The 26,537-nt window shown below is 30.2% G+C and carries 25 protein-coding genes and 1 pseudogene; 15 read left to right on the plus strand and 11 right to left on the minus strand.

Annotated features, from left to right (window positions below):
• Positions 1-55 precede the first annotated feature (55 nt).
• The gene (gene clpB / locus ACN5J5_RS11675) at positions 56-2,659 is read right to left on the minus strand and encodes an ATP-dependent chaperone ClpB (RefSeq protein ID WP_418645067.1); all 2,604 of its coding nucleotides are present in this window, start codon (positions 2,657-2,659) and stop codon (positions 56-58) included.
• 132 nt (positions 2,660-2,791) lie between these two features.
• Between clpB and ytxJ the strand changes: the two genes are divergently transcribed.
• Positions 2,792-3,181, plus strand: coding sequence for a bacillithiol system redox-active protein YtxJ (gene ytxJ, locus ACN5J5_RS11680; protein ID WP_418645068.1), 390 nt, complete (start codon positions 2,792-2,794; stop codon positions 3,179-3,181).
• 70 nt (positions 3,182-3,251) lie between these two features.
• Positions 3,252-4,808: a DEAD/DEAH box helicase gene (locus ACN5J5_RS11685; RefSeq protein WP_418645069.1), complete on the plus strand. Its 1,557-nt coding sequence runs from the start codon at positions 3,252-3,254 to the stop codon at positions 4,806-4,808.
• A 38-nt stretch (positions 4,809-4,846) separates the two neighbouring features.
• Here ACN5J5_RS11685 and ACN5J5_RS11690 read toward each other — a convergent pair whose 3' ends face one another.
• Both ACN5J5_RS11690 and fahA read right to left on the minus strand, forming a co-directional pair.
• On the minus strand, positions 4,847-5,539 hold the full coding sequence (locus ACN5J5_RS11690; protein WP_418645070.1) for a cyclase family protein: 693 nt from the start codon (positions 5,537-5,539) through the stop codon (positions 4,847-4,849).
• Positions 5,540-5,605: 66 nt separating this feature from the next.
• Complete coding sequence (fahA, locus tag ACN5J5_RS11695) at positions 5,606-6,886, minus strand: fumarylacetoacetase (protein WP_418645071.1); 1,281 nt, start codon at positions 6,884-6,886, stop codon at positions 5,606-5,608.
• Between the two features lie 201 nt (positions 6,887-7,087).
• Here fahA and glyA point away from each other — a divergent pair.
• Positions 7,088-8,363, plus strand: a pseudogene (gene glyA, locus ACN5J5_RS11700) (serine hydroxymethyltransferase).
• 81 nt (positions 8,364-8,444) lie between these two features.
• On the opposite strand, the gene rmuC reads toward glyA, so the two are convergent.
• Positions 8,445-9,821, minus strand: coding sequence for a DNA recombination protein RmuC (gene rmuC / locus ACN5J5_RS11705; protein ID WP_418645072.1), 1,377 nt, complete (start codon positions 9,819-9,821; stop codon positions 8,445-8,447).
• Positions 9,822-9,924: 103 nt separating this feature from the next.
• Here rmuC and ACN5J5_RS11710 point away from each other — a divergent pair, with 103 nt between their 5' ends.
• The 3 genes from ACN5J5_RS11710 to ACN5J5_RS11720 all read left to right on the plus strand — a co-directional run bounded on the left by ACN5J5_RS11710 (position 9,925) and on the right by ACN5J5_RS11720 (position 12,497).
• Positions 9,925-10,479: a 1-acyl-sn-glycerol-3-phosphate acyltransferase gene (locus tag ACN5J5_RS11710; protein ID WP_418645073.1), complete on the plus strand. Its 555-nt coding sequence runs from the start codon at positions 9,925-9,927 to the stop codon at positions 10,477-10,479.
• 64 nt (positions 10,480-10,543) lie between these two features.
• On the plus strand, positions 10,544-11,872 hold the full coding sequence (locus tag ACN5J5_RS11715; protein WP_418645074.1) for a DEAD/DEAH box helicase: 1,329 nt from the start codon (positions 10,544-10,546) through the stop codon (positions 11,870-11,872).
• A 166-nt stretch (positions 11,873-12,038) separates the two neighbouring features.
• Positions 12,039-12,497 carry a cold-shock protein gene (locus ACN5J5_RS11720; protein WP_418645075.1) on the plus strand — a complete coding sequence of 153 codons (459 nt, stop codon included), beginning with the start codon at positions 12,039-12,041 and terminating at the stop codon, positions 12,495-12,497.
• Positions 12,498-12,565: 68 nt separating this feature from the next.
• Here the strand turns inward: ACN5J5_RS11720 and ACN5J5_RS11725 are convergent, their stop codons facing one another.
• The 6 genes from ACN5J5_RS11725 to ACN5J5_RS11750 form a co-directional block, all read right to left on the minus strand.
• Complete coding sequence (locus ACN5J5_RS11725; protein WP_418645076.1) at positions 12,566-13,726, minus strand: iron-containing alcohol dehydrogenase; 1,161 nt, start codon at positions 13,724-13,726, stop codon at positions 12,566-12,568.
• A 29-nt stretch (positions 13,727-13,755) separates the two neighbouring features.
• On the minus strand, positions 13,756-14,388 hold the full coding sequence (locus tag ACN5J5_RS11730) for an NAD(P)H-dependent oxidoreductase (protein WP_418645077.1): 633 nt from the start codon (positions 14,386-14,388) through the stop codon (positions 13,756-13,758).
• 20 nt (positions 14,389-14,408) lie between these two features.
• Positions 14,409-15,071, minus strand: a complete 663-nt coding sequence (locus tag ACN5J5_RS11735) for an NAD(P)H-binding protein (RefSeq protein ID WP_418645078.1) — start codon at positions 15,069-15,071, stop codon at positions 14,409-14,411.
• Positions 15,072-15,078: 7 nt separating this feature from the next.
• Positions 15,079-15,657, minus strand: coding sequence for a TetR/AcrR family transcriptional regulator (locus tag ACN5J5_RS11740; RefSeq protein ID WP_418645079.1), 579 nt, complete (start codon positions 15,655-15,657; stop codon positions 15,079-15,081).
• 129 nt (positions 15,658-15,786) lie between these two features.
• The gene (locus tag ACN5J5_RS11745; protein WP_418645080.1) at positions 15,787-16,788 is read right to left on the minus strand and encodes a hypothetical protein; all 1,002 of its coding nucleotides are present in this window, start codon (positions 16,786-16,788) and stop codon (positions 15,787-15,789) included.
• Between the two features lie 3 nt (positions 16,789-16,791).
• A complete protein-coding gene (locus tag ACN5J5_RS11750) occupies positions 16,792-17,916 on the minus strand; it encodes a mechanosensitive ion channel family protein (RefSeq protein ID WP_418645081.1) in 1,125 nt (374 codons plus the stop codon).
• A 180-nt stretch (positions 17,917-18,096) separates the two neighbouring features.
• Here ACN5J5_RS11750 and ACN5J5_RS11755 point away from each other — a divergent pair, with 180 nt between their 5' ends.
• The 9 genes from ACN5J5_RS11755 (at position 18,097) to ACN5J5_RS11795 (ending at position 26,050) form a co-directional block, all read left to right on the plus strand.
• Complete coding sequence (locus ACN5J5_RS11755) at positions 18,097-19,221, plus strand: hypothetical protein (protein WP_418645082.1); 1,125 nt, start codon at positions 18,097-18,099, stop codon at positions 19,219-19,221.
• Positions 19,222-19,234: 13 nt separating this feature from the next.
• The gene (locus ACN5J5_RS11760) at positions 19,235-19,942 is read left to right on the plus strand and encodes an ABC transporter ATP-binding protein (protein WP_418645083.1); all 708 of its coding nucleotides are present in this window, start codon (positions 19,235-19,237) and stop codon (positions 19,940-19,942) included.
• A gap of 2 nt (positions 19,943-19,944) precedes the next feature.
• Positions 19,945-21,099, plus strand: a complete 1,155-nt coding sequence (locus ACN5J5_RS11765) for an ABC transporter permease (RefSeq protein ID WP_418645084.1) — start codon at positions 19,945-19,947, stop codon at positions 21,097-21,099.
• On the plus strand, positions 21,096-22,367 hold the full coding sequence (locus tag ACN5J5_RS11770) for an ABC transporter permease (protein WP_418645085.1): 1,272 nt from the start codon (positions 21,096-21,098) through the stop codon (positions 22,365-22,367). Before ACN5J5_RS11765 ends, ACN5J5_RS11770 begins: the two co-directional genes overlap by 4 nt.
• Before the next feature lie 10 nt (positions 22,368-22,377).
• On the plus strand, positions 22,378-23,127 hold the full coding sequence (locus tag ACN5J5_RS11775; protein WP_418645086.1) for an outer membrane lipoprotein-sorting protein: 750 nt from the start codon (positions 22,378-22,380) through the stop codon (positions 23,125-23,127).
• Between the two features lie 8 nt (positions 23,128-23,135).
• The gene (locus ACN5J5_RS11780; protein ID WP_418645087.1) at positions 23,136-23,822 is read left to right on the plus strand and encodes an ion channel; all 687 of its coding nucleotides are present in this window, start codon (positions 23,136-23,138) and stop codon (positions 23,820-23,822) included.
• A gap of 24 nt (positions 23,823-23,846) precedes the next feature.
• Positions 23,847-24,494: a response regulator gene (locus ACN5J5_RS11785; RefSeq protein ID WP_418645088.1), complete on the plus strand. Its 648-nt coding sequence runs from the start codon at positions 23,847-23,849 to the stop codon at positions 24,492-24,494.
• A gap of 121 nt (positions 24,495-24,615) precedes the next feature.
• Positions 24,616-25,035 (plus strand): hypothetical protein, encoded by a 420-nt coding sequence (locus ACN5J5_RS11790; RefSeq protein WP_418645089.1) that lies wholly within the window; start codon positions 24,616-24,618, stop codon positions 25,033-25,035.
• A 217-nt stretch (positions 25,036-25,252) separates the two neighbouring features.
• Complete coding sequence (locus ACN5J5_RS11795) at positions 25,253-26,050, plus strand: phospholipase A (RefSeq protein WP_418645090.1); 798 nt, start codon at positions 25,253-25,255, stop codon at positions 26,048-26,050.
• 58 nt (positions 26,051-26,108) lie between these two features.
• Here the strand turns inward: ACN5J5_RS11795 and ACN5J5_RS11800 are convergent, their stop codons facing one another.
• The gene (locus ACN5J5_RS11800) at positions 26,109-26,522 is read right to left on the minus strand and encodes a hypothetical protein (protein WP_418645091.1); all 414 of its coding nucleotides are present in this window, start codon (positions 26,520-26,522) and stop codon (positions 26,109-26,111) included.
• Positions 26,523-26,537: the final 15 nt, after the last annotated feature.

The following is a 26,537-nucleotide window of genomic DNA, read 5'->3' on the forward strand; positions in this document are numbered from 1 at the left end:
ACAAAAAGCGATGCTTTTTAAAACATCGCTTTTAATCAACTATAAAAACTAACTTCTAATTTTCTATTAAATCAGATTGATTTCTGAAAACTAGTTTATTATCAAAAGCATCTAACAAAATAATACTATCTGTAGTTACTTTACCTGCCAAAATTTCTTTAGATAACTGATTTAATACTTCTTTTTGAATAACACGTTTTACAGGACGTGCACCAAACTCAGGCTGATAACCTTTTATAGCTAAGTAATTAATAGCTTCATCGGTAGCATCAAAAGTGATGTTTTGTTCAGCAATCATCTTTTTAACGTTGTTCAATTGTATTTTTACAATTTGCTTAATATCATCTGTAGATAAAGGTGTAAACAAGGTAATATCATCAATTCTGTTAATAAATTCTGGTCTAACAGTTTGCTTTAATAAACCTAAAACTTCAACTTTTGCCAATTCCATGGCGGTGTAAATATCTCCTTTTAAGTTTTCGAATTTTTCTTGAATAATATGACTTCCCATGTTAGAGGTCATTATTATAATGGTATTTTTAAAATCTGCTACACGTCCTTTATTATCTGTAAGTCTTCCTTCATCTAAAACTTGTAAAAGCGTATTAAAAGTATCAGGGTGTGCCTTTTCAATTTCATCTAATAAAACCACAGAATACGGTTTTCTTCGAACAGCCTCTGTTAATTGCCCGCCTTCATCATAACCAACATAACCAGGAGGCGCGCCTACCAATCTACTTACTGAATGACGTTCTTGGTATTCGCTCATATCAATACGAGTCATGGCATTTTCATCATCAAATAAATAATCGGCCAAAGCTTTTGCTAACTCTGTTTTACCAACACCAGTGGTTCCTAAAAACAAGAAACTTCCAATAGGTTTATTCGGATTTTGTAACCCAGATCTAGAACGACGAACTGCATCCGAAACCGCTTCAATAGCTTCTTCTTGTCCTACAACTCGTTTGTGTAATTCGTTTTCTAATTTTAATAATTTTTCACGTTCAGATTGCAACATTTTTGTAACCGGAATCCCTGTCCACTTAGCAATAACTTCTGCAATATCATCGTAAGTAACTTCTTCTTTTATTAAAGAATTTTCGCTTTTACTAGCTAATATTTCTTGCTGATGTTCAAGAGCTTCTTGTGCTTCTTTAATTTTTCCGTATCGTAATTCAGCTACCTTTCCATAATCACCATTTCGTTCTGCTTTATCAGCTTCAATTTTATGGTTTTCAATATCGGTTTTTAATTGTTGAATTGCATCTACAACTGCTTTTTCTGATTTCCATTTGGCATTTATTTCGTTACGTTCTTCTTTAAAATTAGCAATGTCTGCATTTAAAGATTTTAATTTAACGGTGTCGTTTTCTCGTTTAATTGCTTCAATTTCAATCTCTAATTGCATTATTTTACGATCTAAAACGTCTAATTCTTCTGGTTTCGAATTAATTTCCATTCGTAATTTAGCAGCAGCTTCATCCATTAAATCGATTGCTTTATCTGGTAAAAAACGATTGGTAATATAACGTTGCGATAATTCAACAGCGCCAATAATTGCTTCATCTTTAATACGAACTTTATGATGCGTTTCGTACTTATCTTTAATTCCGCGAAGAATAGAAATAGCACTTTCGGTATCAGGCTCATCAACCATTACTTTTTGAAAACGACGCTCTAGCGCTTTATCTTTTTCAAAATATTTTTGATATTCATCTAAAGTTGTCGCTCCAATAGCACGTAATTCGCCACGAGCCAAAGCGGGTTTTAAAATATTAGCTGCATCCATAGCTCCTTGTCCGCCACCAGCACCCACCAAAGTGTGTATTTCATCAATAAATAAAACAATATCTCCTTCGGATGTAGTAACTTCTTTTATCACCGATTTTAAGCGTTCTTCAAATTCGCCTTTAAATTTTGCGCCTGCAATTAGTGCTCCCATATCTAAAGAATAAATTATTTTATCTTTTAAATTTTCTGGTACATCACCACGAATAATTCGGTGTGCTAACCCTTCGGCAATAGCAGTTTTACCAGTACCGGGTTCACCAACTAAAATGGGATTGTTTTTTGTTCTACGAGATAATATTTGTAGTAAACGACGAATTTCTTCATCTCGCCCAATTACAGGATCTAGTTTACCGTCTTGTGCTAATTTATTTAAATTATTAGCGTATTTATTTAATGAATTATAGGTTTCTTCGGCACTTTGCGAAGTAACTCGTTCGCCTTTTCTTAATTCATCAATTGCTGTTTTTAAGTTTTTTTCTGTAACTCCTTGATCTTTTAAAACTTGTGAAATTTGACTTTTAGATTTAAAAATAGCTAAAATTAAATGTTCGATAGAAACATATTCATCGTTCATTTTTTTAGCAATAATATTTGCTTCGTTTAAAGTTTTATTTGCTTCTCTCGAAAGCATTAATTCAGCACCAGAAACTTTAGAAAAACTATCTAATTGTTTCTCTAAAATTTGTTGAATAACATCAATATTAATGTTAAGTTTCTTTAATATAAATGGTAACACATTTTCATCAACCTTAAATAAAGCTTTAAAAATGTGCTCATTTTCTATTTGTTGATTCCCATTACTTTGCGCTAACTGTTGCGCTTGTTGTATGGTTTCTTGCGATTTTATTGTATAATTGTTAAAATTCATATTTGGTTATAATCAAAATAGATACCATATTTAAAAAGCGTCATTTTGTCTTTAAAAAAGGCGATTTAACTGACTTTTTGACTCACTGAAAGGTTTCTGAATTTAATTCGACATATCTTAAAAAATATTAAAATGGGAATATTTAATACAATATTTGGCAATAAAAAAATAGAAAATCAAGAAGAATCGTTTGTTAATTGGATTCCGTTAACTTCTTTAAATCAATTAGAAGAAATTAAGCAACAATCAGAAAAAGAAGCGATTGCTATTTTTAAACATTCTACAAGATGTGGTATAAGTAGTATGGTAATTAAACGGTTTGTAAGTAGTTTTGATACTTCTTTAAAAGATTTTAAAGTGTATTATCTTGATTTGTTATCATACAGAGAATTGTCTAACGAAATAGGGTACGATTTTCAAGTTATGCATCAGTCTCCGCAGCTTTTGGTAATTAAAAATAGGGTAGTGGTAGCACATGCTTCTCATTATGAGATTGCACAAATCGATTTAAGAAAGTTCTAAAAAAGACATCGTTTTTTATGGGAGTTCCTTAAATAGGTCGTATTTTTGCGTACTACAAAAAAGTATAAAATTGAGCGAGGAAACCACAACAACACAAGAAACTAAAGGGAAAAATTTATACGATTATCAAAAAGAAGCATTGTTCAAAATTTTTAAAAGTTTTGAAAACGCTCCTGAAAATTATCACCTATTATATCAATTACCAACTGGTGGAGGTAAAACAGTAATCTTCTCAGAAATTACACGTCAATATATAAAACACTATCAAAAAAAGGTGTTGATTATGACGCACCGTATCGAATTATGTAAGCAAACTGCTAAAATGCTTGGAGAATTTGGTGTTGAAAATAAAATTATTGATAGTAAGGCTAGTTTAGACGACCAAGGTCAATACGATTGTTTTGTAGCGATGGTTGAAACACTTAACAATCGTTTAAATGACGATATGTTAGATATTTCGGATGTTGGTTTGGTTATTATTGATGAAGCTCACTATAATTCATTTACAAAATTATTTAAGTTTTTTGATAAATCGTTTGTACTTGGTGTAACTGCAACACCATTAAGTTCGAATATTAAATTACCAATGAAAGATAATTATGATGATTTAATTGCTGGTGAAAGTATTGGTACTTTAATACAAAATGAATATTTAGCAAAAGCAAATGTGTTTTCATATAATGTTGGTTTAACTTCTTTAGAAATAGGTGCAAACGGAGATTATACCGTAAAATCATCAGAAGATTTATATACAAATACAGATATGTTATCTAAGCTTTTACAAGCTTATGAAGAGCGTGCTAAAGGCACAAAAACCTTAATTTTTAATAACGGTATTAACACATCATTACACGTGTATGATACCTTTAAAAAAGCAGGATATCCGATAGCGCACCTAGATAATACAAACACTAAAAAAGAACGTGATTTTATATTAAAGTGGTTTAACAAAACACCCAATGCAATTATTACTTCGGTAAGTATTTTAACTACCGGTTTTGATGAGCCATCAGTAAAATCAATTATTTTAAACAGAGCAACAAAATCGTTAACTCTTTATTACCAGATGATTGGTAGAGGGTCGCGTATTTTAAAAGGAAAATCTGAATTTAATGTAATTGATTTAGGAAATAACTTTCATCGTTTTGGTCCTTGGGGAGCTGATTTAGATTGGCATAAAATGTTTAGAGCACCAAATTTTTATTTAGATAATTTATTATCTGATGAAGAAATTGAAAATGACTTTAGATATGAATTACCTGCTGATGTAAAAGAAGAGTTTTCAAAATCTGAAGATTTATATTTTGATGTAAAAAAAGTATATATTGATACTATACAAGCAGGACAATCATCAAAAAAAGTATTAGAAAAATCAATAGAACATCACGCAAAAATTTGTATTGAAAACAGTGATGATGTTTTTGATGCTTTAATTTTAGCCAAAAAATTAGGTGGTGAAATTGATGATAGAATTCATCGATACTCTAAATGTATTTGTAAGAGTACACACAACTTTATTGATTGGTTGCAAGATGATTATAGAAAGAAATTAAATTCATATTTAAGAGCTAATTTTGATGAGATGTACGAAGATATTCATGGACATCCGCCACCTGAAGAAGAATAAAAAATAAAAAAAATCCATTTCAATTGAAATGGATTTTTTTATTCAATAATAGCAACAGCTCTTACTGGTGAGCCTGTTCCTCCTTTTATCTTTAAAGGAAGTCCAATAAATCGAAATCGACCTTTATCAATTAATTTATCTAAATTTATAAGGTTTTCATAATGTGTAAAATTCATATTTCCACAAATATGATGTACTTCTTTATTTGAAATACCCGAAACTCCGGGCGACATGGTTTCTACACCAAAAGCCGCAATTTGTTTATTTCCTAAAAAGGTAGCACATTCAGCTGTAATTCCAGTGCCATTTTTCCAATTTTCACTATCAAAATATTTTTGATAGTGATTGGTACAAAATAATACAGTATCTCCTTTTTTTATTGTTACTTTTTGTTTTTTGCAAGCTTCAATAACTTCATCCGAAGAAATTAGCTCCTTTAACTTTTTATACCTAAAATCTAAACAAATTCCGGCTGTATAAAACATAGATAATGGCATTTTATCTATAGATTTTCCCACATGTTTTTTCTCCATATGATTAATAGCATCTACATGTGTGCCCGTATGCTCACCAAGTTCAAGTTTATGAACAGCAGGCGTTTTTATTGTAGGGTTTTTAATGCCATCCCATTCTTCATGAGAGTTATGAACGGATATTTTTACCTGTGGTAAATCTTTAAACACAGGCATACCTTGATAAATTTCTTGACTTAAATCTATTATTTGTGTCATCTAAAAAATAATTCCTCTAAAAATAATTTTAGAGGAATTTTAGGTTATAAATTTTTAATTATTTTTTTATTCAATCGCTGGTAAAACTTTACCAACACATTCACCAAAACCAATACGAACTTCGTCGTTTTGAGAATATCCTCTCATAATAACAGTATCGTGATCGTTAATAAATTTACGTTCAGATCCGTCATTCATTTTTATAGGATTTTGTCCTCTCCAAGTTAATTCTAACATCGAACCAAAACTATCTTTTGTTGGTCCAGAAATAGTACCAGAACCCATCATATCTCCAGCATTTACAGGACATCCATTTACGGTATGATGTGCTAATTGCTGCGCCATCGTCCAATACATATACTTAAAGTTCGAGTTACAAACCACAGTTTCTTCTTTCCCTTCTGGCTGAATTGCCATTTGTAAGTTAATATCTAAACTATCTTTCCCTTCTTTTTTCAGATAAGGTAAAGGTTCGTGTACTTGCTTTGGGTTATCAACTCTAAAAGGTTGTAAAGCATCTAAAGTAACAATCCAAGGAGAAATTGTTGAAGCAAAGTTTTTACCTAAAAAAGGCCCTAAAGGTACATATTCCCAAGCTTGAATGTCACGTGCAGACCAGTCATTAAATAATACCAATCCGAAAATATATTCATCTGCATCTTCAATCGGAATTCTATCTCCTAAATCATTTGCAACAGTAGTTATAAAAGCCATTTCTAGTTCAAAATCTAATAATTTTGAAGGACCAAAATTAGGTGTTGTACTTCCTTCACTAGGTCTTTGTTGCCCAACAGGACGACGAACTGGAGTTCCTGAAGGAATGATAGATGAACTTCTACCATGGTAACCAATTGGTATGTGTAACCAGTTTGGTAATAATGCATTTTCTGGATCACGGAATAATGAACCTACATTGGTAGCGTGCTCTTTACTAGCGTAAAAATCGGTGTAATCACCAACAGAAACAGGAAGTTGCATTTCAACTTCATCCATTCTAAATATTATTTTGTCTTTATGTTCTGCATTGTCACGTAATTTACCATTAGTAACATCAAAAATATCAGCAATTTTATTACGAACTAAACGCCAAGTTTTGCGTCCGTCAGCAATAAAATCATTTAAAGTATCTTGTAAAAAAATATCATCCGTTAAAGGGATTCCTTCAAAATACCCTAATTGGTGTAAAGCGCCTAAATCAATAGCAAAATCACCAATTCTTGTACCAATTGTTATAATGTCATCTTTCGTAATAAATACTCCGAAAGGAATATTTTGTATCGGAAAATCAGAGTTTTTATCAACAGTTAACCAAGATTTTCTATTAGGATTATTTGCAGTTATTTTCATTGAAGTTGTAGTGTTTAATTTTACATCAAACCTACATATTTTTTTCAATTAAATCCACCTTGAAAGAAAAAAAAGCTTAAAAAAGTGTAAAATTTCTTAAGATTATGGCAGTGATTATTTTATTAAAAATAAGATAAGAAATGCATAAAAAATAATTAATAAAATTTAGTACTTTTGGTTGCTTATTTAACAACACACAAGATGCAAAAAGATCATCAAATATTCGATTTAATTCAAGAAGAAAAAGAACGTCAACTAAACGGTTTAGAATTGATTGCTTCTGAAAACTTTGTAAGCGACCAAGTTATGGAAGCTCAAGGCTCAATTTTAACTAATAAATATGCTGAAGGATATCCTGGTAAACGTTATTACGGTGGATGTGAAGTGGTAGATATTGTTGAGCAAATAGCTATTGATAGAGCAAAAGAATTATTTGGCGCTGAATATGTAAATGTACAACCACACTCTGGTTCGCAAGCAAATACAGCTGTTTTTGCAGCGTGTTTAAAGCCTGGAGATACTATTTTAGGATTTGATTTATCTCACGGAGGACATTTAACACACGGATCTCCTGTAAATTTTTCAGGTAAATTATACAATCCAGTTTTTTATGGAGTTGATAAAGCTACCGGGAAAATTGATTATAATCACTTAGAACAACAAGCAAAAGAACACAAACCAAAATTAATTATTGCAGGAGCTTCGGCTTATTCTCGCGATATGGATTTTGAAAAGTTTAGAGAAATTGCCGATAGCGTTGGTGCTATTTTAATGGCAGATATTTCGCACCCTGCTGGTTTAATAGCAAAGGGGATTTTATCAGACCCGTTACCACACTGTCATATTGTAACTACTACAACGCATAAAACGTTGCGTGGACCACGTGGTGGAATGATTATGATTGGTAAAGATTTTGAAAATCCGTTTGGATTAAAATTAAAATCAGGAAAATTAAAGAAAATGTCAACTTTGATTAATTCTGCGGTTTTTCCTGGAAATCAAGGTGGGGCCATTAGAACACGTTATTGCAGCAAAAGCAGTTGCTTTTGGTGAAGCTTTAACGGATGAGTTTTTAGAATATCAAATTCAAGTAAAAGAAAACGCGCAAGCAATGGCAAAAGCTTTTGTAGCGAAAGGGTACGATATTATTTCTGGAGGAACAGACAATCACTGTATGTTAATTGATTTACGTAATAAAAATCTTACGGGTAAAGAAGGAGAAGAAGCTTTAGGAAAAGCTGATATTACGGTAAACAAAAACATGGTTCCTTTCGATACTCAAAGTCCGTTTGTAACTTCAGGGATTCGTGTAGGTACTGCCGCAGTTACTACGCGTGGTTTAGTTGAAGAAGATATGGAAGTTGTTGTTGATTTAATTGACGAAGCTTTAATGAATACAACTAACGACGAAGTTTTAAAACAAGTAGGAGAGAAGGTATTTGAATTAATGCACCAAAGAAGATTATTTATTATGTAAAATCACCTAGTGATTTTTTAATATAAAAAAGACTACTTGTAAAACAGGTAGTCTTTTTTTGTATGCTATTTTTAATGATTTTTACTCGTTATCTTGTGCGCGTTCTATAATTTTTTGTGGTAATGCCTTTTTAGCTTTGGCACCCATTTTCTTTAGCTTTTCTACACTTGTAATAAGGTTTCCTCTACCATCAACCAATTTATTCATGGCGCTATTGTAATCTGCTTTTGAGGCATCAATTTTTTTTCCTATTCCAATTAAATCTTGTAATAAACCTTCAAATTTATCGTATAAAGCACCCGCTTGTCTTGCAATTTCTAAAGCATTTCGTTGTTGTTTTTCATTATTCCACATTGTATCAATAGTACGTAAAGTAGCTAATAAAGTAGTTGGAGTTACAATAACAATATTTTTTTCGAAAGCTTTGTTGTAAAGAGTGTTATCTTGATTTAAAGCAACGGCAAATGCAGGTTCTATAGGTACAAAAAGTAATACAAAATCGGGAGATTCAATTTTATAAATATCTTCATATTTTTTTTCTGATAATTGCTCTACATGACGTTTTAACGAATTAACATGCTCTTTTAAAAAGCGCTCTCTATCTAAATCGTCATCAGTATTTACATATTGTTCGTATGCGGTTAAAGAAACTTTCGAATCAACAACCATTTTTTTGTTGTCAGGTAAATGAATAACAACATCAGGTAAAATTCGTTTACCTTCATCATTTGTAAAAGATTGTTGTACAAAATATTCTCTATCTTTTTCCAATCCAGATTTTTCTAAAACACGTTCTAAAACCAATTCACCCCAGTTTCCTTGAGTTTTACTATCGCCTTTTAATGCTTTTGTTAAATTGATGGTTTCTTTACTCATTTGTAAATTCATTTCTTTTAAACCAACAATTTGCTGGCGTAAAGCCGAATGATAATCAATACTTTCTTTGTGCGTTTTATCTACCTTATCTTCAAAAGTTTTAATTTTTTCTTGAAGCGGATTTAAGATGTTTTTTATGTTTTCTTTATTTTGCTCTGTAAATTTATTCGATTTTTCATCCAAAATTTTATTCGCTAAGTTTTCAAACTCTTTGGTGAATTTATCTTGTAGTTTTTCAACCTCTTCTTTATTTTCATTAAGTTTTAATTGAAGGTTTTTAAGTTCCTCATTTTTTCTAGCTAATTCAATACTCGAAAATTCTTTTTCTCTACGAACCTCTTCCGTTTCTTTAGCTTGATTTTCTATCCGAAGTAATAAATCTTCTTTTTGTTGTGCAAAAACTTTTTCTTTTTCTATTTTTTGAGCTTCTAAATTTGCAATGTTAATTTGTTGGGTTGTTAATTCTTTTTCAGAATTAGTAATTAAATCTTTCATCTTTAATTTTGATAAAAGATTTCCAATCACAAAACCAATAATTAAGGTAACTAAGGCTATTAAGCCAATTAAAATAGGTGTATTCATTCAGTTTACATATGTTAAAAACGAAACAAATATAGGGTAAGATGAGTTAATTTTATTTGATTTCAGAGTAGAAAATCGTAAATTTGATGTTTATAATAATAAGATGATATCTAAATTTATATTTACTACAATTTTAGGATGGAAATTAGTAGGGAACTACCCTAAAGATTTAAAAAAGTTCATCCTTATTGGTGCTCCACATACAAGTTGGAAAGATTTTCCGATAGCAATATTAGCGAGAAATGTTTGGGGAATTAAGATTAATTTTATTGGGAAAAAATCATTATTTAAACCTCCTTTTGGTTTTATTTTTAAAAGTTTAGGAGGAACTCCTATTGATAGAAGTAAATCGACAAACAAAGTAGATTCTATTATTTCTTTGTTTAATGAAAATGAACAATTTAGATTAGCTTTATCTCCCGAAGGGACAAGGAAAAAGGTAAATGAATGGAAAACAGGATTTTATTATATTGCTAAAGGTGCAAAAGTACCTATTATTATGCTGGCTTTTGATTTTGGTAATAAGCAAATAAAATTAGCAGAACCATACTATACTACAGATGATAAAAAGAAAGATTTTAATACTTTTTATGATTTTTACAGAGGTATAAAAGGTGCAATACCCGAGTTATCTGAAGCTCCTGATAGAATTATATAATTAATAAAGTTAATTCGTCATTTTTCGCTTAAAGTCTGATTATCTTTGCAAAAAAATATTTTTTATGCCAAAACAATTTTCAGATTTAGGAATTAATCAAAAACTACAAGATAGCTTAGCTAATTTAAGTATAACTGTACCTACAGCTATACAAGAAAAAGCAATTCCTGTTATTCTAAATCAAAAAGAAGATATTGTTGTTTTAGCAAAAACAGGAACAGGTAAAACCGCTACTTTTGGTTTACCTTTATTACAATTAATAGACGCGACAACACAAAAAGTACAAGCAATTGTATTAGCACCAACAAGAGAGTTAGGGCAACAGATATATAATAATTTAAGCTCTTTTATTGATGGAGACACAGCTGTATCAATAGCTTTAGTTACTGGAGGTATACCTGTAAAATCGCAAATAGAACGTTTAGAAGAAACTACACATATTATTGTTGCAACTCCAGGTCGTTTAGCTGATTTAGTTGAACGAAATGCTGTTGATATTAAAGAAATTTCGTACTTCATTTTAGATGAAGCCGATGAAATGGTGAGTGCTTTAAAGGATGATTTAGATAGTATTATTAAAGTAATCCCTAAAAAAAGAAGAACTTTATTGTTTACCGCTACCATGCCTGGAGCAATAAAACAATTAATTCAAAATTACATGTCTAAACACGTAGTACAGCTTGAAGCTAATATGACTACCAAAGGACATGAGGGAATTGACCATCAATATGTAGTTGTAGCACCTATTGAAAAGTTAGAGGTGTTACTTCACTTTTTAAATTCTAAAGAAGGTGAGCGAGGTATTATATTTTGTAAAACTAAGGCTGCTGTTAATAAATTAGCTAAAAATTTAGCTAAAAATAAATTTTCATCAGGAGCTATTCATGGTAGTTTAACCCAAGGAATTCGTGACCGAATTATGGGACAATTTAGAGAAGGTTATATTGATATTTTGGTAGCAACCGATTTAGCCGCTCGTGGTATTGATGTAAAAGATGTTTCGTATGTTGTAAACTATCATTTACCAGATACTTATGATGCTTACGTTCATAGAAGCGGACGTACAGCGAGGGCAGGAGCAACCGGACTTTCTTTAACTGTTTTACAGCAAGAAGAAGTTGAAGATATTACTGACTTTGAAGAAGAGTTAGGGATTACTTTTAAACAGTTTAAAAAAGCTGACGCCAAAAGTATTGAAGAAAATAACGGATTGGTTTGGGCTAAAAAAATATTTAAAACCAAACCTAATCGTAATGTTTCAGAAGATTTTAAAGCTAAAATAAAAACAATATTTCATCATTTAACAAAAGAGGAGTTGGTAGATAAAATAGTAGCCAATTATTTAGCTGAAAATAATAGTGAAAAACAACAAAAAGCTAGCAACAAAAAATAGTAAAATAGCTAGGTTTATTTTAAATTGAATTTTTTATGTAAAAAAAGCATAAAAAATAAAATAAATAACGTATTTTACAATATATTGGAAATATTGATGGTTTTTGATAAAAAACATCTTCAATACAAAAAAAAGAATACACTAAAATAATATATTAATTAATCTTATGGCAAAATCTCAGCAATCATTTAACAAAAATGAAAAAGAGAAAAAGCGTTTAAAAAAACGTGAAGATAAACGAAAAAAAATGGAAGCTCGTAAAGCTGACATAAAAGAAAATGGTAAAACAGGAATTGAATTTGCATATACTGATGCTTATGGAAATTTAACTTCTACACCTCCAGATCCGGAGCAAAAAGTAGAGATAAATTTAGAAGACATTCAAGTAAGTGTTCCTAAAACTTTAGAAGGAGATAAAGAAGCTTTTGATCCTGTAAGAAAAGGAACTGTTTCTTTTTTCGATTCATCTAAAGGATTTGGTTTTATTGTTGATTCTGAAGATCAACAAAAATATTTTACACACGTAAGTGGTATTATAGATCAAATAACAGAAAACGACAAAGTAACTTTTGAACTTGAAAAAGGGATGAAAGGTATGAATGCTGTAAAAGTAACTTTAGCTTAATGCGTTAGGTTTATCAAATAAAAAAAGCGACCTATTTAAATAGGTCGCTTTTTTTGATAATTAATTATTTAATAAGCCATTTTAACAATTTCGGTAACTTTTTCTGGCGACAAACTTTGATGTTCACCTAAACCTAACCATCCTCTTTTTGTAAAACGTTCTGCTATTTTATCAGCAGTTCCTTCATAATTTTTAGTATAATCAGACAATTTGGTGTCAATACCTAACTCGTGAAAAAAGTTAATCGTTTTTTCTATGGCAGCTTGTGCTTTATCATCAACAGTTCCGTTTGTTATATTCCAAACTCGTTCGCCATATTGTGCTAATTTTTCTTTTTTAGTTTCAAAATTAAACTTGTAATGACTTGGAGTAATTATAGCCAATGTACGCGCATGATCTATACCAAATAAAGCTGTTAATTCGTGCCCTATTGCATGAATAGCCCAATCTGTAGGAACTCCTTTTTGTATCAATCCGTTTAAAGCCATGGTACAACTCCACATAAAGTTAGATGCAGCTTTATAATCGGTAGGGTCTTTTAAAATTTTAGGGGCAATTTCTATTAATGTTTGTAAAATGCTTTCAGCAAAACGATCTTGTAAAAAAGCTTCTACAGGATAGGTCATATACTGTTCTAAAACATGTGTAAAAGCATCAGTTAATCCATTTGCTAATTGACGCTTTGGAATAGAGGCTATAACTTGAGGATCTAATACCGAAAATTGAGGAAACAATCCCGGACCGCCCATTGCAAGCTTTTCTTTAGTTTCTTTTCTTGTAATCACAGCACCAGAATTCATTTCAGATCCTGTTGCGGGTAGTGTTAAAACGGTACCAAATGGCATTCCGTTTTCTGTTCTAATATTTTCAGATAAAATATTCCAAGGAGTTTCACCTTTGTAAACAGCAGCAGCAGATAAAAACTTAGTTCCATCAATTACAGAACCGCCACCAACAGCTAATAAATACGTTATTTTTTCGTCTTTAATAACCTTTAAAGCTTTTAGTAAAGTTGCATATTCCGGATTTGCAGGAACACCTCCAAATTCAATCACTTCTAAATCAGCTAAAGCCGCTTTTACTTGTTCGTAAATTCCATTTTTTTTAATGCTACCACCACCATAAATTAATAATACTTTGGCGTTTTTAGGAATTTCATTTTTTATATTCGGAATGGTATTTTTTCCAAAAATTATTTTTGTCGGATTTTTAAAATCAAAATTATTCATTGTTTTATTTTTAAGGATAAAATAATTGATTACTCTATAACGGTTACTAAATCTTCCATCGGCTTTCTTACTTTTACTAAGTTTACCAACCAATCTTTATCTTCTTGCCTATAACCTACAGGTAGTAAAACGGCGCTTCTTAACCCTTTTTCGCGTAATCCTAAAATTGTATCAACCGCAGCAGGATCAAAACCTTCAATAGGCGTTGCATCAACACCCTCATAAGCAGCAGCTATAATTGCTTGCGAAAAAGCAATATATGCTTGTTTAGCAGCGTGGTTAAAGTTTTCTTCAGCATCTTTTTGTGGGTATGCACTTAATAACATTTGACGGTAGTTTTCCCAACCTTCGTTTTTAAAACCTCTTATTTCGTTTGTTAAATCAAACATATAATTAATTCGGTCTTCGGTATAAGTATCCCAAGCAGCAAAAACAAGTAGATGAGAACAATCGGTTATTACTGATTGATTCCATGCAATAGGTTTTATTTGCTCTTTAATTTCTTGGTTTTTTACTACAAAAATTTCAAAAGGCTGTAAACCACTTGAAGTAGGAGCAAGTCGTGCAGCTTCTAAAATCCTTTCAATTTTATCTTCTGATACTTTTTTACCACTCATTGCCTTTGCAGCATATCTCCATTTTAATTTGTCTAATAATTCCATTTTATCAATTTTAATTTTATTTATTTTTTTGAAATATTTTTTATTTCGTTTGATGAAATAATTGTTTGATTACTCTTAAAATCATTGGCTAAATTTAACATTGCCTGCGCTATATTTTCAGCATCAATAATTTTATATTGTTTTAATTTACCAATAAATAAAGGTTGAATGATATTAAAAACAATTAATCCTATTTTTTCTAAAACCCTACGCTCTTTACGTTTTCCTCCAATTAAAGAAGGTCTTAATATAAAAGTGTTTTTAATTTTTTGATGTAAAACACTTTGTTCCATTTCACCTTTTGTTTTATTGTAAAAAACACTACTTTTTGTATTTGCACCCAATGCAGAAACTACTAAAAATGTATGGATATTGTTTTCTTTTGATAGTTTAGCTGCTGTTACAGGAATGCCAAAATCTATTTGTTTATAGGCATTTTTATCAGGTGTTTTTTTTGCTGTTGTACCAATACAACAATATACTTCATCAGCAGTAAAATCGGTTTTAAATTGCTTTAAATTTAAAATATCTCCTATAAATTGAGTTACCTTATTGGGTAAGTGTTTAATTTTAGTACGTGAAAATAATTTAATGCTTTCATAGCGATCATCTTCTATCAGTTTATGAAGAAGGCTATTTCCTGTTAATCCTGTTGCGCCTAATATAATAGCCGTTTTTTTCATTTTCTTTTTAATTTTTTATACTATTCCAAGCTGCTTGGTATGCTTCTTTTAAGTGTGATTCATCTAAGATAAACGCACCTCTTTTTTGTGAAATGATTAAAAATGACAAAGGATTAATAGCATAAGCATATAATAAATAATCAGATATTGGTTTTATTATGCCCTCGTTTTTTCCTCGTTGCCAAAGGTCGAGTAGGGGTTGTAAGTGTTTAATTCCTTCTTGTCTGCTTTGTTCATCAATCATAGGTGTATTATCACATTGTGCTAAAAACATTGCATTATCACATTCATTCAACTTAAAATCAGCAATTCGTTGCCAAATCAATTTAAATCCATCTTCTACCGCTAATTTTTCATCATAATTTGTAAAAACGTAATTTGTATATTGAGTTTTTACTTCAATATAAGTTTGGTTTACTAAATCTTGTTTATTATTAAAATACAAATAGATTGTAGCTGGAGATACATTGGCCATTTTTGCTATTTTACTCATTGGTGTAGCATGAAACCCGTTATTGTTCACCAATTCTACCGTTGCTTTTATCAATGCATTTCGTTTATCTATACTTTTTTGAAGTTTAGCCATAACTATTTAATTATAGTGCAAAGTTATAATAAAAATGAATGTTCATTCTTTTTTTGTGAAATCTTTATGAATAAAAAAAAGCATTGATTATTAAATCAATGCTTTTATGTATAAAATAGGAGGTATCTATTATTTTTTCTTTTTAGCAAACGGATCAATAGAAAACCCTATTTGAAAATATCCTGTAGCATCTTGCTTGTTCTTATAAATATAGTCATTTGATGGTTCTCCTTTTTTGGTTAAACGATTACTAATAAAGTTTTGCAATCCTCCTTGAAAAGTTCCTATTAAAAAGTCATTAAATCTGTGTTCGTAAATAACTCCTGATTTTAATTCTAGTTGACTGTATTCATAAGTGTTATTGTATGCAGGCGTATTATCTACATCTACATAAAAACCAGAATTACCGAACGTACTACCTACAGAAAATCGTCCGTTCTCACCAACAAATCGTCTAAATAATAAACGCTGAGGGAGTATAAAATCTAATTCCCATTTAGAATTTTTAAATTTATGATTAAAAGAAAAAGTAGGCGCAAAAGGTATTTGCGCTGTTGGATCAATAAAAACAATATTACCAAGTGTAATTGTAGTACTAGCAGTTTTTTTCATTATAAGAGTAAAACCCATCATCCCTTTAATTCTTTCAAAGCCATTATTACTTCCATCAACAATTAAAGAAGCATTGTAAATTACTGGTAACGTAAATAATTTAGCAAAATAAGTAGCACTTACTGCTGTAGAAAAATTATGAAAGCTTGCTGTTCCGTTTTCTTCAAAAATTACAGGTTTTGTAGCATCAACTTTTTCAAATTCGAATCTGTTTAGTTGATAGTTTAACGAACCTGTAACATTCAACCTTCTGTTATTAGAGGCATATAAAGGCATATTAACCGCAGCTTTAAAGGTTTCTTGTTTGGTTATTTTACTATCATTAAAGTTTAATTCTAATAATTCTGAATCAAAATCTCTAGATAAGGATTGTCCGTATTCAAAATTTAACAAACGCATGTTCGGAAATTTTTCTTTAATACTTAAGGTTGTTCTTTTTTGTAAATCGGCCTTTTTCTCTTGAGCATTTACAATTATAGTGGTAAAAAAAACAATTGCTATTAGTTTAACTTTATTCATTATTTAGTGCTTTGTTACGTTGTTTTTTAATTGATTTATTTGTTCATTTTGAAATACCATTGTTCTATGCGGAAAAGGAATTTCTACACCTTCTTTGTCAAATCTTTTTTTAATGCTTTCATATAAATCACATTTCATTGCAAAAGCATCGCTAAAAGAGGCAGCCCAAGCCCAAGCTCGTAAACCAACATCAGAATCGTTTAGTCCAATTACCTTTACAATCACTTTATCAATATTATTAAGCTTGTCTAATTTAGTACGTGTGTCAATTAAATTTGGATGATTTTCGCATTCTTCTCTAATAATTTTTTTAGCCAAATCAATATCACTGTTATAAGAAATCCCTATTTCAATCCATTGGCAACATACACGTTCTCCTAAATCGTAATTAATTAGTTTTTCTTTATTAATTACGGCATTAGGAATAACAATCATTTTATTTTCATAATTTTTTATAACTGTATGTCGTAGGGTAATATCGGTAACAGTTCCCACCATTGTTTCATCTAACTTAATTACATCACCTATTTTAAATGGCTTAAAAGAAATAATAAATACACCACCCACAAGATTTGCTAAAGCTTCTTGCGATGCAACCCCTGCAATTACAGCTAAAACACCAGCACCACCTAAAGCGGTTTGTGCAATTCCTTTTAAAGAAGGAAAGGCAAGTAATATTAACAAACCTCCTGTAAAATAAACACTTACAATAGCAATGTATCTTAAAAATTTAAAACTAGTAGGATCTTCACTTGCTTTTGTTTTTTTATGAATAGCTCTTGTAAACCATGTTTTTACAATTGATGCAGTTACAATTGTTATTACAGCAACGATACCTATATAAAAGACTAAATAAAAATTTTGGGTAGCAATTTTATAATTTTTCTTATCAATAAATATAAAAGCTAAAGCTATAACTCCTAAAACAAACCATAATGTATTTAGTATTTTTTGAGTTAAATGAATGGTTGATGGCCTTTCATTTGGATATTTTTCTCGTGCTTTTTTTTCTAAAAAAGTGTGAAGTAACTTTGTTAAAAAACGCAAAATTAAAACAACTGATATTACAATTATTGCATATATAATGACTTGTTTATTTGTTGCCCAAAAATTTTCTAAGTAATTCATTAAATTTTCTTTATTGTAAAAGTGTTTTGTTTATAGATAACAAATATATACAATGATAATGGCTTTTATTTAATCATACAATTCTTATTAAAAAAAACCGAATATTCATAGCCGTTTTTTTAAGTTTTATAAGTTATATTTGATTATAAAAAAATTGCTAGTCAACCTTATTTTTTACTTTTGATAAAAAAAATATTTATAACAGGATTATTAATTATTACTTCGAAAATTAGTTTTTCTCAAGAAAAACTTAATTTTCAAGGGCAATTATCAGCAATAACAAGCTTTAGTCCCGATAATGAATTAGATTGGTTTGTTGGAGCTCGTTATATACCCCAAACATCATTTCAATTTAATATCGACTCTGTTAAAACATTAGATTTTGAAGTTGCTGCAAACATAGCAACTACGGCTTCATTTCATCCATTTAATGCCTCAAAAACAACTACAGATGTTGATCCATATCGTATTTGGGCGAGATATTCTAAAAATCAATTTGAAATTAGAGCGGGACTTCAAAAAATAGATTTTGGAGTAGCAACCTTATTACGACCTTTACAATGGTTTAATCAAATAGATCCAAGAGATCCGTTACAATTAACAAACGGTGTTTACGGTGTTTTAGCCCGATATTATTTTTTAAATAACGCAAATATTTGGCTTTGGGGATTGTATGGTAATGATAAAACAAGAGGTTTTGATGTTTTAAAATCTGCGGATGATGAGCCTGAGTTTGGTGGAAGGTTACAGTTACCTATACCAAAAGGAGAAATAGGATTCTCTTATCATCATAGAACAATTAACGACAATACTGTTACTTCAACCAATAGTTTATCAGAAAATAAATACGGAATAGATGCTAAATGGGATGTTACAGTAGGCTTATGGTTAGAAGCAACTTATAGTAAAAAAAATAAAAACATAGGTTTATTAACTCATCAAACCTTACTAAATATTGGTACCGACTATACTTTTGGTGTTGGTAACGGATTAAATGTTGTTGCAGAACATTTAATAACTTCGTTTGATGAAAAAGCCTATACCTTTAATAATAATCAAAATACGACGGCATTATCCGCAAATTATCCGTTAGGTTTTTTTGATACCATTAGCGCCATGTATTATTATAATTGGAGCTCTAAAGACAGTACTGTTTTTATTAACTTTGAGCATCAATTTGAAAAATTTTCAGGATACGTAATGGCATATTACAATCCTAAAACGCAACAAAATATACAAACAAACGATTTAACAACTAGTTTTTCAGGACCAGGAATACGTTTAATGCTAGTTTATAACCATTAAAAAAGTAAAACCTATGAGCAATACAATTATTAATTTAACCGATGTAACAAAACGATTTAAAGTTGGAGATGGTGAGTTTACAGCGTTAAAAAACATTAATCTTAACTTTAAAAAAGGTGAATTTGCGGGTTTTGTAGGACCAAGTGGATCTGGTAAAACAACACTGTTAAATATTATTGGTTCTTTAGATACGCCTACTGAAGGACAAGCTTTGGTAATGGAAAAAGACATCGCAAAACTATCTCACTCAGAGTCTGCTTTATTGCGAAATCATCATATTGGTTTTATTTTTCAGGTATATAATTTATTGCCTGTTTATACTGTTTTTGAAAATGTAGAATTTGCACTATTACTTCAAAATTACACAAAAGCTGAACGATATAAAATGGTTATGGAAGCTTTAGATTGGGTAGGTTTAACCGATTTAGCAAATAAAAAACCAGACAGAATTTCTGGAGGTGAAGGGCAACGTGTTGCTATTGCAAGAGCCATGGTAAAACGACCAGAAATATTAATTGCTGATGAACCTACAGCAAATTTAGATGCCGAAAATGCTCATATTATTTTAAAAATGATGAAACAGTTAAATGAAGAATTAAACACCACATTTTTGTTTTCTACACACGATGAAAAGGTAATGAATTACATGGAGCGAATTGTGTATTTAAGAGATGGTGAGGTAGAAAATGATAGAATAATTGTTGCCAAAAAATACCAATAGTTATGAAACTAGCTTTACAATTAGCCTATAAAAATTTAATTGGTGCCGGTTTACGAACTTGGCTAAACGTAGCTGTACTTTCTTTTGCCTTTGTAATTATTATCTTTTTTAATGGTTTAATGGATGGGTGGAATTTACAAGCAAAAACAGATTCTGTTGCTTGGGAATATGGTTACGGGCAATTAAGAAACAACGATTACGATCCTTATGATCCATTTACTTTACAAGACGGTCACGCGGTAATTCCTAAAGGCATAAATGAAATTACGCCTATATTAATACAACAAGGAACTATTTATCCTGACGGAAGAATGGTATCTGTTTTAATTAAAGGAATTCCTAAAAATCAAGAAATAGTAAAAATTCCTACAGCAGCTTTTAAAAACAGTACCGCTAAAATTCCGGCAATTATAGGTAAACGAATGGCATCTGCAGCAAATTTAAAAGCAGGTGACGAAATTTTATTACGCTGGCGCGATAAGAACGGAACTTTTGATGCTTCAAAAATTACTGTCGTGGCTATTTTTGATAATGATTTAGCTACAGTAGATAGTGGGCAAATTTGGGTACCAATAAATACTCTTTGGAATATTTCAGGATTACAAAACCATGCTACAATTGCAATTGCAAACGAAAAATATATACATACACCTATTGATGGATGGAATTTTGAAAGCCAAAAATCATTACTTCAAAACATTGAAGATATTGTTGGGATGAAAAAAATAAGTATGGCAATAATGTATTTACTATTATTAGCAATTGCTTTATTAGCCATTTTTGACACACAAGTTTTATCAATTTTTAGAAGACAAAAAGAAATAGGAACCTACATCGCCTTAGGTATGACACGCTTACAAGTTGTACGATTATTTACTGTAGAAGGTAGTTTATATAGTATTTTAGCAATGATTGTAGGTTGCATTTATGGTATTCCGTTGTTTGTTTATTTTAATAAAATAGGTATTAGTATGCCAACCGCATCTCAAGATATGGGAATTGCACTTGCAGATACGATATATCCTGTTTTTGGAGTTCAATTAATTGTTATAACTATTTTATTAGTAGTAATTTCGGCAACAATTGTAAGTTATATGCCTGCAAAAAAAATAGCAAGAATGAATCCAGTATTAGCTTTAAAAGGAAAATTACAATGATAGAATTTTTATTAAAAGGAATTTTACGAGACAAAAGCAGAAGCTTGCTTCCTGTAATCATTACCTCGATAGGTGTTGCTTTAACGGTGCTTTTAAGTGCTTATATGAACGGTGCTTTTGGTGATATGATAGATCAAAATGCACGTTTTGAAACAGGACATGTAAAAATAATGACTCAGGCTTATGCCGAAAATAAAGATCAGATTCCGAATGATTTATCTTTATTAGAAGCTTCTAAATGGATAGATACTTTACAGGCAGAATACAAAGATATGCAATGGGTTCAGCGAATTAAATTTGGTGGATTAATTGATGTGCCAGATGCAAACGGAAACACTAGAGCACAAGGACCAACCACAGGAATGGCGTTGGAGTTGTTTAATACAAAAAGTAACGAAAATCAACGAATGAATATAGAAACTTCGTTGGTTACAGGAAGTTTACCTAAAAAAGCAGGAGAAGCAATTATAGGTCATGATTTTTCTGAAAAATTAAATTTAAAAATAGGGGACGAGGTTACTTTTTTCGGTTCAACAATGAACGGAAGTATGACCTTCAAATCTTTTAAAATTAGTGGAACAATCCGTTTTGGAACTCCTGCAATGGATAAAGGAGCATTAATTGTTGATATTTCAGATGCACAATTAATGTTGGATATGGAAAATGCTACTGGAGAAATTTTAGGATTTTTAAACAGTGGTGTTTATGACCACGGTGAAGTTTTAAAAAAAGTAACAAATTTTAATCAACTTCATAAAACTTCGGATGAATTTTCGCCAATAATGTTTGCTCTGCGTGATCAAAATAATTTAGCAGGGATGATGGATTATGCCGATTCAATATCTGCTTTAATTATTTTTATATTTATTTTAGCAATGTCTATTGTACTTTGGAACACCGGATTGTTAGGTGGATTAAGACGTTATCAAGAATTTGGAATACGTTTAGCACTTGGTGAAGCAAAATCTAAAATTTACGGATCAATGGTGTTAGAATCTGTTTTAATTGGAATTATTGGCTCGTTATTTGGTACATTAATAGGGTTAGCTTTTGCTTATTATATGCAAATTGTAGGAATGGATATTAGTAGTTATTTAGAAAATTCATCTATGATAATGCCTTCAGTTTTAAGAGCTAAAGTTACTCCAAATTTATTTTATATAGGATTTATCCCTGGTGTTTTAGCGATGACTTTTGGTACCATGTTAGCAGGAATTGGTATTTATAAAAGAAAAACTGCAAACTTATTTAAAGAATTAGAAGTATAAAATTATCGAAATGAAAAAACTTATATATTTATTCCTAATTGCAAGTCTTAATTTTATTGCAAGTAGCGTAGAGGCTCAAAAATTAACCGCTGAGGATATTATTATCAAAGTAGATGAAAATATGAGTGCTGATACTCAAGTTGCGGCAACAACAATGATAATTCACGGTAAAAGAGGCAGCAGAAAAGTTACATCAAAAGGATATAGTGAAGGAGATAAAAAATCTTTTTCAGAATATTTATCGCCTGCGCGCGAAAAAGGAACAAAAATGTTAAAATTAGAAGATCGACTTTGGATTTATTCTCCATCAACAGATAGAACCATACAATTATCGGGGCATATGTTACGACAATCTTTAATGGGGTCTGACTTGTCGTATGAAGATATGATGGAAGATAGAAAGTTAACTGATATTTATAATTCGACCATTATTGCAACAGAAAATATTGATGGCAGAAAAACCTGGAAGCTAGAATTAATTGCCAAGGTTGAAGACGCTACATATTTTAAAAGAATGATTTGGATAGATCAAGAGCGTTTTGTGCCTTTAAAAGAAGAACTTTTTGCTAAAAGCGGACAATTGTTGAAGAAAACAATAATGAGTGAAATTTTTAAAATTGATGGACGTTGGTATCCTAAAAAAATGAATTATAAAGACATGTTAAAATCTGGAAAAGGTACCGATTTTATTATTAATTCAATTGAGTTTAATGCTACAATCCCTAAACATATCTTTAGTAAAAGTTCTTTAAGAAAATAATTGTATTGATGCGTAAGTTTTTAAACAAAGTATATCACGAAGTTTTTAAAACGAGGTTTGAAGCCTTTTTTTTTAGTCTTTTAGCAGTTTTATTTGGCTCTTTAATTGTACCCGAAGCCTTTTTTCAAAATGTATTGTTGCCATTTTTATTGCTTCTTAATTTAATTTCGGGTGTCATATTGGTATCCAAAAATAAAATGCTAATTTGGTTTTTTGCTGTATTAGCTGTTATAGGTATATCTATGTTTATTCATTTTCAAATAAATACGATAAATCCTAAATTCGGACAATTACAATTAGTTTTATACGGCTTATTTTATGCATTTGTAACGGTAGATATTATTAAACAAGTGTGGAATGCTAAAGAGGTTAATAAAAATGTAATTATTGGGTTAATGACTGGTTATTTATCTTTAGGTTTACTCGCTTTTTTTATTTTTTTATCCATAGAAACTCTAAATCCTGATTCTTTTCAAGGTAGATTAATTACCAATTTAAGTAGTGAAGATCGTATAGATTCTTTAATGTATTACAGTTATATTACTTTATTAACTATTGGGTACGGAGAAATTATACCAGTAACAGCGATTGCGCAAAAAGCCGCAGTTTTAACAGGTTTAATCGGTCAGTTTTATTTAGTTATTATTACTGCAGTTGTAGTTGAAAAATATGTTAGTTATTCTAAAAAACAATAGTTAACACCAAACAAAAATTAAGTTATGACAACAGAATACGCTATAATAATAGCAGATGATCACAGTATGTTTTTAGAAGGCTTGCGTAGTATTATCTCTGAAGAAAAAAATATAACAATTGTTTTAACAGCTATTAAAGGTACACAAGTGCTTAAATATTTACAGGTAAACCCAAATCAGAAAATAGATTTGGTAATTACTGATATTAATATGCCAGAAATGGATGGCGTTGCTTTAAATAAAGCTATTAAAAATGAGTTTCCGCTCATAAAAACTTTAGTAGTTAGTATGTTAGAAGAGCCATTAAAAATTCAAGAATTAATAGAAGCAAAGGCAAATGGTTATTTATCAAAAAATGCAGAAAAAAACGAACTTTTAAAAGCTATTAAAACTATTTTGAAAGGAGAAAATTATTTTTCACCTAGAATAAAAAGTATATTAATGGAAGCAATGTTTACCGCTAAGTCACAACCAGAAATATCTTTAACTAAAAGAGAAATGGAAGTGTTAAAATTAATAGCAAAAGAATATACAACTAAAGAAATAGCAGCAAAATTATTTTTAAGCAAGCATACGATAGAAAGTTATCGAAAAAATTTAATTTCAAAATTAAATGTACGTAACCTAGCAGGTTTAACAAGATATGCTATGGAAAAAGGGCTTTTAAATTAATAAAAACTTCGCTATTCCCTGAAAACAGGGTAGTAAATTTCACGGTATTTGGGTTAATTAGAATTGATATGTTTCTGCAACTTTGTAGTATCAATTTATATAACTATTAATATCAGATATTATGATTTACGGAATTACATTAATCTTTTTAAGTATTATCGCAGTACCTTCTTTAATTTTAGCAAAAAAACCAAATGCTCAAGAATTATTAGATAAAATTGAACCGTACCAAGGTTGGATTGGTTTAGTTTTTTGCTTGTCGGGTATTTGGGGTGTTATCTCCGCTTTTTTAAACATGGGATGGATAACTTCTTTACCAATATGGTGGGCTACTTTTTTAGCAGGAAGTTTAGTACAAGCAGTATTAGGATTTATGCTTGGTTTTGGAATGATTAATAAAATAATTTTAAGCAAAAACGAAGCAGCACAGCAAAAATCAGCAGCGTTAAGGGAGAAATTAGCACCAAAATTGGGGAAGCTTGGTGTTTTTGGACTTATCGTTGGGGGTTGGATGATTGTTGCTTCGATACTTTTTATGTAAATAAGGGATTACAAAAAAAGGGTGTCTAAAAAATAACTTTTTTAGATAATTAAGAACCTGTACATTTTTTAATGTACAGGTTTTTTATATTTATAAGGAATCAATAATTTATGAAAAAAAATTAATTATTGTTTAATATATTTGTGATTAATCAACTACAACTTAATCCACTATAATGTTAAAACAGCCCCAAATAATTCTTCTGATTCTTGTTTTTATGCTTTGTTTTAATTTAAGCTATTCACAAAACAAAATTTATACAAGAAAAAAGGTAAACGATACTATAAAAAAACTTCCTCGATTTACGGCTTACAAAAATTCTTATTTTATTACCGGAATACCTACAAATACTGGTGTTTCGAGTGCAACTGCCGATATTAAGTATCAAATTAGTTTTAAGCAATTAATAACTAGAAATACGTTACCATGGGATACTCATTTGTTTTTTACATACAGCCAAAAAGCATTTTGGAATGTTTATAAAGAATCAAGTCCTTTTACTGAAATAAATTTTAATCCATCAATAGGAGTAGGGAAGTTTATTTATAATAAAAATGATCGATTAATAGGTATTGGTTCAATTGCTTTTGAACATGAATCTAACGGAAGAGATAGTATTTTTTCGAGAAGTTGGAATAATATACACGGCTCTTTTACAACAAAAATAGCTCCAAAAACAATGTTAACTGTTAAAGCATGGATTCCTTTTTCATATGAGCTAGATAATCCTAATTTACTAGATTACATTGGTTTAGGCGAAGCGACACTTACACATAAATTTTTAAAAGGAAAATTAGAGTTAGAAATGATGTTTCGTAAGGGGCTTAAATGGGATTTAAAAGGAGCTATGCGATCAAGAATATATTATAGTGCTTCAAAAAATTCTAACCAATATTTTATGTTTGAATGGTTTAACGGATATGCCGAAAGCCTTATAGATTATAGAAAATACACAAGTATGATTCGGATTGGTTATGTAATTCGACCTGGATCATTTAAATTATTAAACTGGTAAAAAGTAAAAAACTTCATTTAATTAAAAATGAAGTTTTTTTTATAAACTAAAAAGAGTTTTATACGCCTCCTTTAAGCATGTCTTGCCATTTTTCAAGCTCTTTCCATTGGCCTTCATCAGCAAGTCTTGCTTGTGCAGACCAAGTTAATGGGCGATGTGCAGAGTAAGCAGGTCCTGCTTCAATTAAAACCTTTTGTAACTCAGCATTTGAAGTTAATGCTAATTGATGATAATTATAAATTCCGTCATCATTTAAAAGTTTTTCAATCTTAATACCAATTCCTTCTATTTTGGTAAGATCTTCTTTATAATTATTAGGAGCTTCTTTATCGGTTGTTTTACCTCCAAAAATTTGATGCAATAACCAGCCTAAAATAATTCCTAATATAAAAGCTGCTATTAACCATAATAGCCAAGACCAAAAAACATCTGAGCCATCACAAGCGATTGTATTTATTTGTAAAAATTTCATGATTTAATAAGTATG

Origin of the sequence: Tenacibaculum insulae, from assembly GCF_964512435.1 — a bacterium.
Classification (GTDB): Bacteria; Bacteroidota; Bacteroidia; order Flavobacteriales; family Flavobacteriaceae; genus Polaribacter; species Polaribacter insulae_A.